14 protein-coding genes are annotated in these 14,444 nt (G+C 64.9%); 10 read left to right on the forward strand and 4 right to left on the reverse strand.

The features are described 5' to 3' along the window. Window positions 1-33: 33 nt before the first annotated feature. The 3 genes from AACZ17_RS13255 (at window position 34) to AACZ17_RS13265 (ending at window position 3,478) form a co-directional block, all read left to right on the forward strand. Entirely contained in the window at window positions 34-933 is a 900-nt protein-coding gene (locus AACZ17_RS13255) for an ion transporter (RefSeq protein WP_290741934.1), read from the forward strand. 190 nt (window positions 934-1,123) lie between these two features. Next, window positions 1,124-2,611 carry a SulP family inorganic anion transporter gene (locus AACZ17_RS13260; RefSeq protein WP_290741936.1) on the forward strand — a complete coding sequence of 496 codons (1,488 nt, stop codon included), beginning with the start codon at window positions 1,124-1,126 and terminating at the stop codon, window positions 2,609-2,611. Between the two features lie 15 nt (window positions 2,612-2,626). Continuing rightward, a complete protein-coding gene (locus AACZ17_RS13265) occupies window positions 2,627-3,478 on the forward strand; it encodes a universal stress protein (RefSeq protein ID WP_290741938.1) in 852 nt (283 codons plus the stop codon). A 21-nt stretch (window positions 3,479-3,499) separates the two neighbouring features. Here the strand turns inward: AACZ17_RS13265 and AACZ17_RS13270 are convergent, their stop codons facing one another. Continuing rightward, window positions 3,500-4,321, reverse strand: coding sequence for a sulfite exporter TauE/SafE family protein (locus tag AACZ17_RS13270; RefSeq protein ID WP_290741940.1), 822 nt, complete (start codon window positions 4,319-4,321; stop codon window positions 3,500-3,502). 101 nt (window positions 4,322-4,422) lie between these two features. After that, window positions 4,423-5,589, reverse strand: coding sequence for an L-lactate dehydrogenase (locus tag AACZ17_RS13275; protein WP_290741942.1), 1,167 nt, complete (start codon window positions 5,587-5,589; stop codon window positions 4,423-4,425). Window positions 5,590-5,812: 223 nt separating this feature from the next. Here AACZ17_RS13275 and AACZ17_RS13280 point away from each other — a divergent pair, with 223 nt between their 5' ends. Together AACZ17_RS13280 and AACZ17_RS13285 are read left to right on the forward strand one after the other, a co-directional pair. Further along, window positions 5,813-6,424 (forward strand): fumarylacetoacetate hydrolase family protein, encoded by a 612-nt coding sequence (locus AACZ17_RS13280; protein WP_290741944.1) that lies wholly within the window; start codon window positions 5,813-5,815, stop codon window positions 6,422-6,424. 85 nt (window positions 6,425-6,509) lie between these two features. After that, the gene (locus AACZ17_RS13285) at window positions 6,510-7,061 is read left to right on the forward strand and encodes an HNH endonuclease (protein ID WP_290741946.1); all 552 of its coding nucleotides are present in this window, start codon (window positions 6,510-6,512) and stop codon (window positions 7,059-7,061) included. Window positions 7,062-7,068: 7 nt separating this feature from the next. Here the strand turns inward: AACZ17_RS13285 and gcvT are convergent, their stop codons facing one another. Next, window positions 7,069-8,178 (reverse strand): glycine cleavage system aminomethyltransferase GcvT, encoded by a 1,110-nt coding sequence (gene gcvT, locus AACZ17_RS13290; RefSeq protein ID WP_290741948.1) that lies wholly within the window; start codon window positions 8,176-8,178, stop codon window positions 7,069-7,071. 187 nt (window positions 8,179-8,365) lie between these two features. Here gcvT and AACZ17_RS13295 point away from each other — a divergent pair, with 187 nt between their 5' ends. The 4 genes from AACZ17_RS13295 to AACZ17_RS13310 all read left to right on the forward strand — a co-directional run bounded on the left by AACZ17_RS13295 (window position 8,366) and on the right by AACZ17_RS13310 (window position 11,677). Further along, window positions 8,366-8,899 (forward strand): shikimate kinase, encoded by a 534-nt coding sequence (locus AACZ17_RS13295; protein ID WP_290741950.1) that lies wholly within the window; start codon window positions 8,366-8,368, stop codon window positions 8,897-8,899. A 340-nt stretch (window positions 8,900-9,239) separates the two neighbouring features. Further along, window positions 9,240-9,461 (forward strand): hypothetical protein, encoded by a 222-nt coding sequence (locus AACZ17_RS13300; RefSeq protein ID WP_290741952.1) that lies wholly within the window; start codon window positions 9,240-9,242, stop codon window positions 9,459-9,461. Window positions 9,462-9,599: 138 nt separating this feature from the next. Beyond that, a complete protein-coding gene (locus AACZ17_RS13305) occupies window positions 9,600-11,441 on the forward strand; it encodes a cobalamin-dependent protein (protein WP_290741954.1) in 1,842 nt (613 codons plus the stop codon). Window positions 11,442-11,470: 29 nt separating this feature from the next. Then, on the forward strand, window positions 11,471-11,677 hold the full coding sequence (locus AACZ17_RS13310; protein ID WP_290741956.1) for a type II citrate synthase: 207 nt from the start codon (window positions 11,471-11,473) through the stop codon (window positions 11,675-11,677). Window positions 11,678-11,698: 21 nt separating this feature from the next. Here AACZ17_RS13310 and AACZ17_RS13315 read toward each other — a convergent pair whose 3' ends face one another. Further along, the gene (locus tag AACZ17_RS13315; protein WP_290741958.1) at window positions 11,699-13,048 is read right to left on the reverse strand and encodes a glutamine synthetase family protein; all 1,350 of its coding nucleotides are present in this window, start codon (window positions 13,046-13,048) and stop codon (window positions 11,699-11,701) included. Window positions 13,049-13,160: 112 nt separating this feature from the next. Between AACZ17_RS13315 and AACZ17_RS13320 the strand changes: the two genes are divergently transcribed. Continuing rightward, window positions 13,161-14,444, forward strand: a complete 1,284-nt coding sequence (locus tag AACZ17_RS13320) for an FAD-binding oxidoreductase (RefSeq protein WP_290741960.1) — start codon at window positions 13,161-13,163, stop codon at window positions 14,442-14,444.

The raw sequence follows: 14,444 nt of genomic DNA on the forward strand, positions 1-14,444 counted from the left end.
TCGGCGCACACCGACTGACTCAGGCAAGGCCCCATGTCCAGCGCTTCCCTTTCGTCCTCCGGCTCCGGGCTGCTGCGGCGTATAGAATCCAGCCGTATCTTCCAGGGCGCCGTGATCGCCATCATTCTCCTGTCGGCATTAACCATCGGCGCCAAAACCTACGATCTGCCGCCACTGGCGGAGCGCACCCTGGGTATTATGGATACCGCCATTACCCTGTTTTTCCTGGTGGAAATCCTCTTTCGCTTCGCCGCCTGCCCCGACAAGCGCCGCTTTTTCCGCGATGGCTGGAACATTTTCGATACCCTGGTGGTGATCGGCAGCCTGATTCCGCTGGACAACTCACAGGCCGTGCTGCTGGGACGGTTGCTGCGGGTGTTCCGGGTCCTGCGTCTGGTGTCGGTGGTGCCGGAACTGCGCTTCCTGATCAATTCGCTGCTCAAGGCGATACCGCGCATGGGCTATATCGCCCTGCTCATGTTCATCATTTTCTACATCTACGCTGCGGTCGGCTCCATGTTGTTCGCGGAGGTGGACGAAACGCTGTGGGGGGACGTGGCGATTGCCATGCTCACACTGTTTCGCGTGGCCACATTCGAGGACTGGACCGACGTGATGTACGCCACGATGGAAGCGTATCCGCTGAGCTGGTTCTACTATCTGACCTTCATTTTTCTCACCGCGTTTATTTTCCTCAACATGATGGTCGGCGCCGTGCTGGGTGTGATGACCGCTGAACAGAACGCCCGCGAAGCCCAGCAGGCGCACGATGAACGCGACCTCATCGCCCAACAGCTGGATGATGTGCAGAGACAGCTGCGCCTGCTGACCGCCGCCCTGGAGCAGGGGCAGGTCGGGCCGCGTTCGGTCGGGCCGCGCCAGGCCGGGCCGCGCCAGGCCGGGCCGAGCGACGTGGAAAACCACGAGCCCTAGCGCGAGGCACAAGCCCGCGCAGGGTGGTCGCCTGACCGATCCCGGTACAAGTTCACATCGCGGTGGTCACATGCGGCGGCTTGCCGGATAATCCGCCCCCTTCCACCACGGCCGTCTCACACCGGGAAACACATCACCCGGGTGTCGTCGCGTTCGGCCGTCACTCACCGCAGGCAAGAAGACAGACAGCATGCTTGATACTCTGAAACAGGACTGGCTGGGTAACATACGTGGCGACCTGCTCGCCGGGCTGGTCGTGGCACTGGCGCTGATACCCGAGGCCATCGCCTTTTCCATCATCGCCGGTGTCGACCCGAAGGTGGGGCTCTACGCCTCCTTCTGTATCGCCGTGGTCATCGCCTTCACCGGGGGCCGACCGGGGATGATCTCCGCCGCCACGGGTGCCATGGCGTTGTTGATGATTACCCTGGTCAAGGAGCACGGCCTGGAATACCTGCTGGCGGCCACCGTGCTGACTGGCGTGCTGCAGATTCTCGCGGGCTACCTGAAACTGGGCTCACTGATGCGCTTCGTTTCACGCTCGGTGGTCACCGGCTTTGTGAACGCCCTGGCAATCCTGATCTTCATGGCCCAGCTGCCGGAGCTGACCGGGGTGACCTGGCATGTCTACGCCATGACGGCCAGCGGGCTGGGCATTATCTACCTGTTCCCCTGGCTGCCCGTCGTCGGCAAGCTGGTGCCTTCGCCGCTGGTGTGCATTCTCACCCTGACGGCCGTCGCGCTCCTGCTGGGCCTGGATATCCGCACCGTAGGGGATATGGGAGAACTGCCGGATACGCTGCCGGTTTTCCTGTGGCCAGATGTGCCCCTGACACTGGAAACCCTGGGCATCATTTTTCCCTACGCCGCGGCGCTGGCGGTGGTGGGCCTGCTGGAGTCGATGATGACAGCAACCATCATCGACGATCTCACCGACACCGAGAGCGACAAGAACCGCGAGTGCAAGGGCCAGGGTATCGCCAACATCGGTGCCGGCCTGATGGGCGGCATGGCGGGCTGTGCCATGATCGGCCAGTCGGTAATCAACGTGAAGTCCGGGGGGCGGGGCCGCCTGTCCTGCTTCGCAGCCGGCATGTTACTGCTGATCATGGTGGTGTTCCTGGACGACTGGATCAGCCGGATTCCCATGGCCGCACTGGTCGCGGTGATGATCATGGTGTCCATCGGCACCTTCTCCTGGGATTCTCTGCGCAACCTGAAATCCCACCCACTGTCCTCCAGCATCGTTATGGTCTCAACGGTTATCGTGGTAGTGAGCACTCACAACTTGGCCTTGGGCGTGCTCGTTGGTGTACTGCTGGCGGCGCTGTTTTTCGCCAACAAGATCAGCCGTTTCATGCTGGTCCAGTCTGCCGATGCAGGCGATGGCCACCGGGTGTATACCGTGATCGGGCAGGTATTCTTTGCCACGGCGGATGGCTTCACCGCGGCCTTCGACTTCAAGGAAGCGCTGGAGCGTGTCACTATCGACGTCAGCGGCGCACACTTCTGGGACATCACCTCGGTGTCGGCCCTCGACAAGGTCGTGATCAAGTTCCGCCGCGAGGGGGCGGCCGTGGAGGTGATCGGCATGAACGCCGCCAGCGCCACCATCGTCGACCGCTTCGGCGTACACGACAAACCCGATGCCAGCGACCCGCTGCTGGCGGGGCACTGACCGGGAGATTGCCCTATGCACACCATCATTGCCTGCATTGACGGCTCAGCCAGCACCGAAGCCATCAGCCTCGCCGGGGCCTGGGCCAGCCAGCGCCTGGCGCAACCACTGACCCTGTTGCACGCCCTGGAGAAACCTGCCACGCCGCCCGCAGCAGATCTCTCAGGCGCCATCGGCCTGGGCAGTCGCGAGCACCTGCTGGAGGAGCTCACCGCACTGGACGAGCGCCGGGAGCGGCTGGCGCTGGAGCACGGCAAGCACCTGCTGCAGGCAGCCGAGGCCGTCGCCCGCCGGGCGGGCGCCGCCGAGGTGACGCAGCGCCAGCGTCACGGTGATCTGGTGAGTACGCTGGCGGACCTTGAAGATGACACGCGACTGGTCATCCTCGGGCGTCAGGGCGAGGATCATGCCGCCGAGGCCAACGCCATTGGCTCACACCTCGAAAGCGTTGTGCGCCGGATCCAGCGACCCATTCTGGTGACGCTGCAGGTATTCCGTCCGCCGCGCTCCTTCATGATTGCCTTCGACGGCAGCGCGACCGCGCAGAAAGCCCTGGACCGGGTGGCCGGCAGCCCCCTGCTGGCGGGCTTGCCCTGCCACCTGGTCTCAGTGGGGCCGCTGACCGAGGACCAGCGGCGACAGGTTGCCGAAGCGACCGGGGCACTGCAGGCCGCCGGCTTTGCGGTCACCGTCGCGACGCTTGAGGGGGACGTGCAGTCCACATTGAACCGCTACCACCGGGAGCAACAGGTGGACCTGATGGTCATGGGGGCCTGGGGCCACTCGCGCATTCGCCAGTTCTTTGTCGGCAGCAACACCACACGCATGCTGAGCCAGGCCGAAATGACGCTGCTGCTGTTGCGCTGACCGCGCCTATGGGTGGCGTGGCTACAGGGCCCGATAGAGCATGCGGCTGGCGACCAGCACCAGAAACACGCCAAAGGCAAAATTGAGCTGGCGCGCAGAGAGGCGGTGGGCCAGACGTGCCCCCAGCGGCGCTGCCAAAACGGTCATGGGCGCGATGCAGGCGAGGCCAGGCAGGCTGACAAACCCCAGGCTTCCGGCCGGCAGGCGGTCGTCACCCCAACCCGTTGCCACATAGGCCAGGGCGCCGGGCAGGCTGATCAGTAAACCAAACAGGGCGGAGGTGCCCACCGCGCGGTGTATGCTGTGACCGAGCAGGGTCAGTACCGGCACGCTGAAGGTCCCGCCGCCGATACCCATCATGCTCGACAGGCCGCCGATACCCAGTGGAAAAAGTCGCGCCAATCCGCCCGGGGACAGTTCGCGCCCGGGCGCGGGATTGCGGCCACCGAAGAGCAGCATGCGCAGGCCCAGCAGAATCGCCACGCCACCAAACACCAGTGCCAGCACGTTGCCGTGCAGACGTGAAGCGAGCCAGGCGCCGAATACCGCGCCGCAGAAGATCAACGGCCCCCAGCTGCGGGCAAGCTGGAAGTCCACCGCGCCGCGCCGGTGGTGCGCCCGCGCAGAGGATAGCGACGTCAGCACAATGGTCGCCAGCGATGTGGCAACGGCGATATGCATGCGGATTGCCGGATCGACCGCCAACGCGCCCAGCGCGGTGTCCAGCACCGGGACAATGACAATGCCACCCCCCACGCCCAGGAGGCCGGCCATGACGCCGGCCAACACGCCGGTGCCCACCATAGTCAGCACCAGCGGTGCCCACTCCATCCACTCAGTCATCGCCCGCGTTCCCGTTGCCCGGCTTGCGCTGCGTCCGCACCCGGAGCCGACAAATCCGCGAGTTTACACCATGCGCCTGCTGCCGGGCGCGTGGCGCCGGTTCAGGCGGGCCGGGCCTCCAACAGGTCGGGGTGCAGTTCATCCAGGCGGCTGACACCCATCAGGGCCATGGCGACCTGCATTTCCCGCCGCAGGGTTTCCAGCAGGTCGGAGAGACCCGCCTCACCGGCGCCGGCCAGTGCCCAGACCCAGGGCCGACCCATCAGCACACCATCGGCCCCGAGGGCCACGGCCTTGACCACATCCTGACCACTGCGGACACCGCCATCCAGGAATACCTGGGCCCGGCCCTGCACGGCACGCAGTACTTCCGGCAGCTTGCTGATGGAGGAGGCAACGCTGTCGAGCTGGCGTCCGCCGTGATTGGACACGATGACGCCATCGGCACCAGCGGCCACCGCAGCCTCTGCATCCTCGGGCTCCATTACGCCCTTGATCACCAGTTTGCCCGGCCACAGGCTGCGCAACCAGGCGATATCATCCCAGGTCACCGTGGGATCGAACTGGGACTCAATCCACTGTTTATAGGCGTTGAGGTCCGTGGGATCCGGGACCAGGTGCGACAGGTTGCCAATCGTGTGCGGCTTGCCCCGAAGCCCCACATCCACGACCCAGCGCGGGCGGGTGCCCAGTTGCCACGCCTTGGCAAGCGCCATGGGCAGGGGTTTGGCACCCACCATGCCACTGCGGGTGTCGCGGTGGCGCATGCCGGGCACTGCCAGATCCACGGTGAAAAGCAATGTGTCGCAACCGCTCTCCCGCGCGCTGGCCAACAGGGATTCCACGGCACTGCGGTCACGCAGCATGTACAGCTGAAACCACACGGGCTCCTTGCCGGGTCCGTTCAGTTCCGCAAGTGGGCAAATTCCCACCGTGGAGAGGGTGAAGGGAATGCCCGCCTTGCGGGCCGCACTCGCAGCCAGCGCCTCGCCGCGCCGGGCAAACATACCCGCCATACCCACGGGCGCCAGCATCAGTGGCATCGAAGCGCTGCGACCCAGGAGGTCCGCTGTAGTATCCACGTTGTCGACATTACGCATCACCCGCTGCCGCAGCAGGATGTGGTCAAAGTCGCGGCAATTGGCCGCCAGTGTCTGCTCGGTGCCGCTGCCGCCGTCGATATAGTCAAACAAAAAGCGGGGCAGCCGCTTTTCCGCCAGCCGCCGGTAGTCGGCCGGCGTTGCGGGCGCAATCGTCATCTTCGCCATCACGTTTATCCCCTGTTTATTCAGCATCGGATGGAACAGCCGGGGAGCGTAGCGCGTTTTACCGCAGCAGACTGTCGCCAAGCTGCCAATTGAAACTCGCAATCCCCGCACCTGCCCGGGCCGATCCTGGCCGGGCCGATCCTGGCCGGACCGCCCCTTGCCAAAGTCGCCCGGCAGCGAGACCATGACGTCACTCAACGGCCCCACCGCAAGGACCCTCCCCGTGCACAGCATCCGCGTCGATCAACGCCTTCTGCAGCCTTCAAAAATCGTTTGTATCGGCCGCAACTACGCAGCCCACGTGAGTGAACTGGGCAATGAGATGCCCGACGATATGGTGGTGTTCATCAAGCCCAACTCGGCGCTGGGGAACACGCTGCACGCCGCGCGCGGTGAGCCCGTGCACTACGAGGGGGAGATCGTACTGCTGTGGGAAAACGGCGCCTTCAACGCCGTCGGGTTCGGGCTGGATCTCACCCTGCGGGCGCTGCAAACACAGCTGAAGGCCAAGGGCCTGCCGTGGGAGCGCGCCAAATCCTTTGATGGCGCCGCCCTCTGTAGCGACTTTGTCGCACTGGACACCCCACTGGACGCACTGGCCCTGGAACTGTATGTGAACGACGAACTGCGTCAGGCTGGCACCGTGGACATGATGCTCTACCCGCCGGCGCAGATCCTGCGCAACCTGTCAGGCTTTCTGACGCTGGAAGACGGCGACCTGGTCATGACAGGAACCCCCGCCGGGGTGGGCGAAGTCCGTCCTGGTGATCGCTTTCTGGGCCGGGTTCTATCTGCAGGCGAGGTACTGGTGGAGGGGCACTGGACCGCGCACTAGGCGCACACCGGCGGCGGCATTCTGCACGATTGTAAATGTCACGCATCTTGAGTAGCGTTAGGGGAACTCCGCGGAGTGGCGACCCATGCAAAACATCCTGAAACTGGACGTCGCGGGCCAACCACGCGGTTGGCTCAGCGCACAGGAGGCGGTGTCTGCGTACGCACGCGGTGACGTTGTCTACGGCATCGGCGAACCCCTGCCGCCCATGTTCGGCGGTATCCAGCGGCTCACCGGTCTGCGCTCCGCCATCCGCCTGCAACCCATCATCGCGCTCCAGGGTCGGGTACGGCCCGGTTTCAGCCTGCCCCTGTGCAACCGCACACTGTTTCGTCGCGACGAGCACCGCTGCCTGTACTGCGGCCAGCAGTTTCCCCGGGCCGAGCTGACCCGGGATCATGTGCTGCCCACATCACGCGGCGGGGACGACCGCTGGGAGAACGTGGTCGCGGCCTGTCGCCGCTGTAACTGGGCCAAGGACAATCGCACCCCGGAGGAAGCCGGGATGCCGCTGCTCGCCGTCCCCTTCAGGCCCAATACCTGGGAGTGGCACTTCCTCAGCCGCGAACGGGTGCTGGCAGACCAGATGGATTACCTGTCACAGCAGTTTCGCGCCCCGCGGGATTGGGCGCACTGAGCAGCACCTAACCGCGGAAGTAGCGCTGGGGTACGAAGGGCATGGCGGCGACGGTCACCGGCAGCGCCTTGCCGCGAACATCCACCGCGAGTCGCGTGCCCGGCTCTCCCAGCGAGCGCTGTACATAGGCCATGGCGATCGGTCCGCCAGCCGTGGCACCAAAACCCGCCGAGCAGACCTCGCCCACGGGCTTGCCCTGCTCATCCAGCACTGCCTGGCCTTCGCGCACGGGACGCTTGCCCTCTACCCGCAAACCCACCCGACGCAGTGGCGGCTTGTTCACCATCCGATGGAATATCTGCTGCGCACCCGGGAATCCGCCTTCGCGCGCGCCGCCCGGGCGCCGCGCCTTGCCGATCGACCAGAGCAGGCCGGCCTGTACGGGATCGATATCCGGGTTCAGCTCGTGGCCGTAGAGGCAGAGACCGGCCTCCAGCCGCAGGGAGTCCCGCGCGCCCAGACCCACCGGTGCCACCTCGGGCTCGGCGAGTAATCGACGGGCCAGCGCCTCGGCGCTGGCGGCAGGCACGGAAATTTCAAAGCCGTCTTCGCCGGTATACCCGGAACAGGTGATATAGGCCTCAACTCCGTCCAGCGTGGCCGCCTGACCGTGCATAAAGGTCAGTGTATCCACCTCGGGACACAGGCGACGCATCACCTCGCGCGCCCCCGGGCCCTGGAGGGCGAGCAGGGCCTGCTGTTCAAGCACCTCCAGGGTCTGCCCGGAGAGGTGTGCCCGCAGGTGGGCAATGTCCTCGACCTTGCAGGCGGCGTTGACCACGAGGAAAAAGGTATCCGCCGACCAGCGCGTGATGATCAGGTCGTCCAGCACGCCGCCGGTTGCGTTGGTGAACAGGGCATAAGTCTGGCAGTGCTCACCAAGGCCGACCACGTCGGCAGGCACCAGCGTTTCCAGAAGCTCGGCACTGCCGGCACCGCGCAACACCAGCTGGCCCATGTGCGACACATCGAACAGGCCGGCTGCCTGCCGCGTATGCTGGTGTTCACGAATAATCCCGTCGGGGTACTGCACCGGCATGTCGTAGCCGGCAAACGGCACCATACGGGCACCCAGTTCCCGGTGCAGAGCGTCGAGCGGAGTGTGCTGCAGTGTCATGGGGAGGCCTTGAGTCAGTCGTCCGGTGGGTAAGCCCGCACTCTAACCAGTGACCCGCAGGGGCGCAACAGCGTGCTGCGCGGCAGGCCATGCAGCCGGCCTGCGGCGCAGCGAGGAGCAGAGGCCGCTTTGCAACCGGCCCCGGCGGCCGGATAATGTGCGCAAAGAGCAGTCAGGACCCGGACCCGTGCAGAACAGTCCCACCACGCCCCGCACCATCAGCCTGATCGGCATGCCCGGCGCGGGCAAGAGCACGGTTGGCGTGCTGCTTGCCAAGCTCGCCGGGCTGGATTTCAACGACACCGACCTGGGCATCCAGCGCCGCGCCGGCGCTACCCTGCAGGACATCGTGGACACGCAGGGGCACCTGGCACTGCGCGCGCTGGAGGAAGCGGTATTGCTCAGCACCCCGCTGGAGAACAGTGTGATCGCCACCGGCGGCAGCGTGGTCTACAGCCCCGCCACCATGCAGCGCCTGCGCGCGGCGGGACCGGTGGTCTATCTGCAGGTGGACCTGGAAACGCTGAGCCGCCGGGTAGCCGCTGCACCGCCACGGGGTATCGCCAGCGACAGCGCGCACAGTTTTGCCGACGTATTCCGGGAACGCACGCCGCTCTATGAGCGCTACGCCACCCACATCATTGCCAGCGGAGACGGTGATCCACAGCAAACCGCCCTGCACATTCTGCAGCGCATCACCCAGGACCAGCCTGCGAACTGACCACGGACGTTGACGGACACGTCCGACATCCCCCTGAACGGCAGGGCGCGCACTACAGCCCCCGCTGCGACGCCCTGTGCGCAGTGGCACGGGCTTTGCAAACTGTCTGCAGGGTGGCCCGTTAACCGTTGGTCAGGGAAGACAGACTACAGGGACGTAGCCTCGCGTACAGGGAATGCCCGGGATGGGCACGGGCCACCAATCTTTAAAAATACGCGCTGCGCCTGCTTCACACGGCGCAGATTTTTGTTATAAATGCCACAAAATTTTGATTTACTCGCCAAAAGTGCTGAGTGATATTGCGCCGAAATTGAAGCTGTAAATCATCTGGAGGTGATTTATGACTGAGCGTACCCAAGAGCAGTCCAACAACGATGGCCTGGACGATATTTTCGAGCCGGCGCTGCTGGATATGAGCGATGACGATTTCGACGACGTGATTCCGGTTTCCACCGAGAAGCAGCGCCTGGCGGAAAAGCGCCGTCGCGCCGAACAGCGTCTGGAACAGCGTCGCCTGCGCGAAGAGCTGGGCTACTACGACCTGGAACTGGGCGACTTCTAGCAACGCACTGCGGGCGCCACCGCGCGCCCGCCTTTCGGCGCTACCTGAAATTCTGGGCAAAACCGGCGCAATTCGCTACATTGCAGCGTCACTCTTGTTGGAGCACGCCACGTGCAGCGCCCGGTCTGGCTTCTGAGTATGGACTCAGAGCAATTCAACGCACCCCCCACCACAACCGCCGCCCTGTCATCCTACTACCGGCGCTACGGCGCCCGCAGCGCCGACACCCGTATCGAACTGGTCCACTTCCAGCAGGCTGACGACATCGAGCACTGGTTTGAGGCGTGGTCCGCTACCGGCCCGGCGCTGGTGCGTGAGGCGGTTGCGGCGGGGCTGCGCCCCGTGCTGGGCTTCAGCGTCTACACCTGGAATGCGGCTGAGTTTCTGGCGCTGGCCCACCGGCTGCGGCAGCTGGCGCCGGAACTGACCCTGATTGCCGGCGGCCCGCACGTACAGCAGGCGGAGGATTACGTCGGCGAGGAAGCGCTGGACGTGGTGTTTCTCGGAGAGGCTGAGGTCACCTTCCAGCAATTTCTGGACAGCGAAAGTCGGGCGCACTGGCAGCAGATCGATGGCCTGGCGTTTCTACAGGACGGCAAGCTGCTGCGCACCCGTGCCCGGGAGCGCTGCCGGGAACTGGATGCGTTCCCGTCCCCGCTGGACGTGCTGGAACTGACCCATCCGGACGGCAGCCCGCGCTACGCGGCCATCGCCTATGAGACCAGCCGCGGCTGCCCGTTCAAATGTGCCTTCTGCGAGTGGGGCACCGGAGCCATCGGCAGCAAGATGTACCAGTGGTCGTTGCAGCGCATACGCGATGACTGGGAGAAAATCGTTGCCGCCGGCATTGCCAACATCTGGCTGGCCGACTCCAACTTCGGCGCCCTGAAGCAGGACCTGGCAAAGGCGCAGATGATTGTCGAACTCAAGGAACGCACCGGGCTGCCGCGCAGCTTCGCCACCTCTTGGTCGAAGAAACACAGCCGCCAGGTGCAGGAAATCGCTCTGCTGCTGAACCGCAACCAGCTGCTGCCACACTACCAGCTCGCCCTGCAGACTCTCACGCCGGAAGCGCTGCGCCTGAGCAACCGGCAGAACATGAGCGCCAACGAATACGAGCCCATTGCGCGGCAGATGTCCGAACAAGGCGTACCCATCGCCGCAGAGCTGATCTGGGGCTTGCCGGGCGATAACCTCGCGGACTTCGAACGCAATCTCGACACCCTGCTGGCCACCTTTCCCAACATCAACATCTTCGGCTACACCCTGCTGCCGGGCACGGAATTCTATGCGCGCCGCGAGGAGTACCGCATCGAAGCCATTCCCGTCGCCGGCTACGGCAAGGCCAAGGGTGAATACGTGGTGGGCTGCCACACCTTTTCGCGCGACGAAGGGGAAGAGGGTTACTTCCTGATCAGTGCCCACATCCTGCTGGTACATGGCTACATCATGCCGCTGACTACACGCCTGCTGGCACTGCAGGGCGAGGTACCGGTGTCGCCGCTGCTGCGCGAGTGCCTGCGGGCCATCATCGACACCTTTCAGGCCGCATTGGGTGCGCTGGACCACAGCGACCGCATGGTCATCTACGAACAGCGCAACGCCATCTACCTGGCCGCCCTCGCGGCACCCGAGCGCCTCTACACGGCGCTTGCGACAGTGATTGCTGCACACTGCAAAGCGCACGGGCAGGACCCGCAGGGTGCACTGCAGGTGCTGGCACTGGATCGCGCCCTGTGCCCGCGAGTCGGCCGGGAACAGGACACACTGGCGCACTTCGACTTTGCCGCGGACGCGGTGCAGCAGGCCCTCTCGGCGATGACCCTGCCGCCAGAGCACCGCCCTCCGGCACCCTGCACACTGCGCATAAGGCACCCCGGCGGCGTGGGCGATATCCTGCGTGACGCGGACGGCGGCAGCTGGCTGCGGGGCGTGGTGCTGGGCCGGGAATCAGGTACACTGGCGGTCGAACTCGCATAGGCGCACATTCACAGGAGGGTTGCTGGGTCATGCCAGAATTGAAACGCGAAGTCCGGCCGATAGAAGTCAATTACGTGTGTGATGCCTGCGGCAAGGGCATGATGGCTGCCTGTGGTGACATGGACCCGAAAACCGGCGAGATTGACCACCGCTGCATGATCTGCAACCACCAGCAGGTTTTTACCTGGCGGCCCTATCCGCGCATTGAGCACATCGGTCTGGAAGAAAAGCTCTGACAGGCCACCCGCTGACCGGCGTCACACCTGCAGCAACAGGTGCTCGCGTTCCCAGGAACTGATAACCCGGTTGAACTCCTCGAACTCGTCCAGCTTCACCGCTGCATAGGCACGCAGGAACAGATCGCCAAACATGTCCTGCAGCTCCGGCGTGTTGTGCAGGTTGCGCAGCCCCTCCTCCAGGGTGCGCGCGACCGCCACGTCGTCCTCATTGGCCGTACCCTGGTGCGGCTCAGTCGGGCTAAGGCCCTGTTTCATGCCGAGGTAGCCGCTGGCCAGCGTGGCCGCAATTGCCAGGTAGGGGTTGGCGTCGGCGCCGGGAAAGCGGTTTTCCACACGGGTTGACTCCGGCGGGCCCCAGGGCACGCGGAAGGCGGTGGTGCGGTTGTCCATGCCCCAGTTGAGGTTGATCGGGGCGGCAATCTCCGGCGCCAGGCGGCGGTAGGAGTTCACGTTCGGCGCATAGAGACTGATCAGCTCCGGCGTGTAGCGTTGCAAGCCCGCAATGTAGGACAGGAAGGCGGGGGTGTGCTGGCCGTTCGCGTCCACAAAGATATTTTCGCCCGACCCCGCGCGCACCACGCTCTGGTGGATGTGCATCGCACTGCCCGGTTCGCGCTGCATGGGCTTGGCCATGAAGGTCGCGTACATGCCGTGCTTGTGCGCGGTCTCGCGCACGGTGCGCTTGAAGACAAACACCTGGTCGGCCAGCGCCATGGCATCGCCATGCAGGAAGTTGATCTCCATCTGCGCCGCGCCGTTTTCGTGAATCAGCGTATCCACCTGAAGCTTCTGTTCGTCGGCGTAGTCGTACATGTCCTCGACGAAGTCTTCGAACTCGGTCACCGCGTCAATGCTGTAGGACAGGCGCGCAGACTCCCGGCGCCCCGAACGCCCTTTCGGTGGCAGCAGTTCGTAGTCCGGGTCCGTGTTCTTCGCCACCAGGTAGAACTCCACCTCGGGCGCCACAACGGGCTGCAGGCCCTCGGCGGCATACAGGTCCAGGATATGGCGCAACACGTTGCGCGTGGACAGCGGGTGGCGCTCGCCGGAGCGCTTGTAGCAGTCGTGGATGATCTGCGCCGTGGGTTCCCTGGCCCAGGGTACAACCCGCAGTGTCGCCGGATCCGGCTTGAGGATCATGTCCGCGTCGGTCGGCTCGACAAAATCCCAGTGGTCATCTGAGTACTCACCGGTGACCGTCTGGATCATGATGCTTTCCGGCAGCTTGGGGTTACCCATGCTCAGGAACTGGTGCGCGGGAATGAACTTGCCCCGCGCGTTACCCGTCATGTCGGGCACCAGACACTCCACTTCCGATATCTTGTGCTGCTTGAGCCACTCGTGAATGGCCCGGGTGTCGGTGTTCATACAGAATCCAAGGAGGAGAACGACCTGAGTTTGCAGCAGTGCCCGCAGCGCCGCAAGGGTCAGACCACCGGCAAAATGCGGCTTTTGGCCCAGGATTCCGTATAATCGCGGCATGCAACCCGAAGCCCACGTTGACTCCTGGTACGCCGCCACGGCCAACCAGAGCCTGTCCTTCCCTCCGCTGCGCGGCGCCGCTGCAGCGGACGTGTGCATCGTGGGCGGGGGATATACCGGGCTGTCAGCGGCCATCCACCTGCGCCAGCGTGGCTACAGCGTGATACTGCTGGAGGCCAATCGCGTCGGCTGGGGTGCGTCCGGGCGCAACGGCGGGCACGTGGGTACCGGGCAACGCGCCGGCCAGGAGCAGCTGGAGAAGTGGGTGGGGCTGGAGCAGGCACAGGCCCTGTGGCAGCTGGGCCTGGAAGCGGTGGAAACCGTCTGCGACCTGATTGCCGAGCACGACATCGACTGCGACCTGCGCAGCGGCAACCTGCACGTGGCATCCAAACGCGGCGATGCCAGCGAACTCGCCGCCGATGTCGACCACCTCAACCGGGTGTACGGCTACGACGACATCCGCTACGTGGAGGCCGATGAACTGGCCCAGATGACCTCCGGCCAGGGTTTTCACGGCGCCACCTTCGACAGCGGGGCCCGGCACCTGCACCCCCTCAACTATGCCCTGGGCCTGGCGCGCGCTGCGCGGGACCTGGGCGCTGTGCTGCATGAGGGCAGCCGCGTGACGCATTACCGGGAGGACGGCAGGGTGGCGGTGTCCACTGACGAGGGGCGCGTGGACTGCAACTACCTGGTGCTGGCCTGCAACGGCTACCTTGAGCATCTGGAGCCCCGCGCCGCGGGGCGCATCATGCCCATCAACAACTACATGCTGGCCACCGAGCCCCTGCCCGAGACGCTGGCGCAACAGCTGATCCGGGACGACTGCTCCATGTCGGATACCCTGTTTGTGGTCAACTACTGGAAACTGTCCGCCGACCGCCGCCTGCTGTTCGGCGGTGGCGAGTCCTACAGCCGCCGCTTCCCGGCGGACATCAAAGGTTTCGTGCGCAAGTACATGCTGCGCATTTACCCGGAACTGGCGCGCACCCGCATCGACTATGGCTGGGGCGGCACACTCGCTATCACGCTCAACCGCATGCCGGATTTCGGTCGGCTGTCGCAGGGCGTGTTTTACGCCCACGGCTACTCCGGGCACGGCGTACCCACCGCGACGCTGGCGGGCAAGCTGCTGGCAGAAGTGATCAGCGGCAGCGCCGAGCGCTTTGACGTCATGGCCAGCGTGCCCTCGCCGCGCTTTCCCGGCGGCACATTGCTGCGCTGGCCCGGGCTGGTGGCCGGGATGCTGTTCTACAGCCTGCGCGACAGGCTGGGATAG

It is taken from the genome of uncultured Haliea sp. (genome assembly GCF_963973825.1).
In the GTDB taxonomy this organism is placed as follows: domain Bacteria; phylum Pseudomonadota; class Gammaproteobacteria; order Pseudomonadales; family Halieaceae; genus Haliea.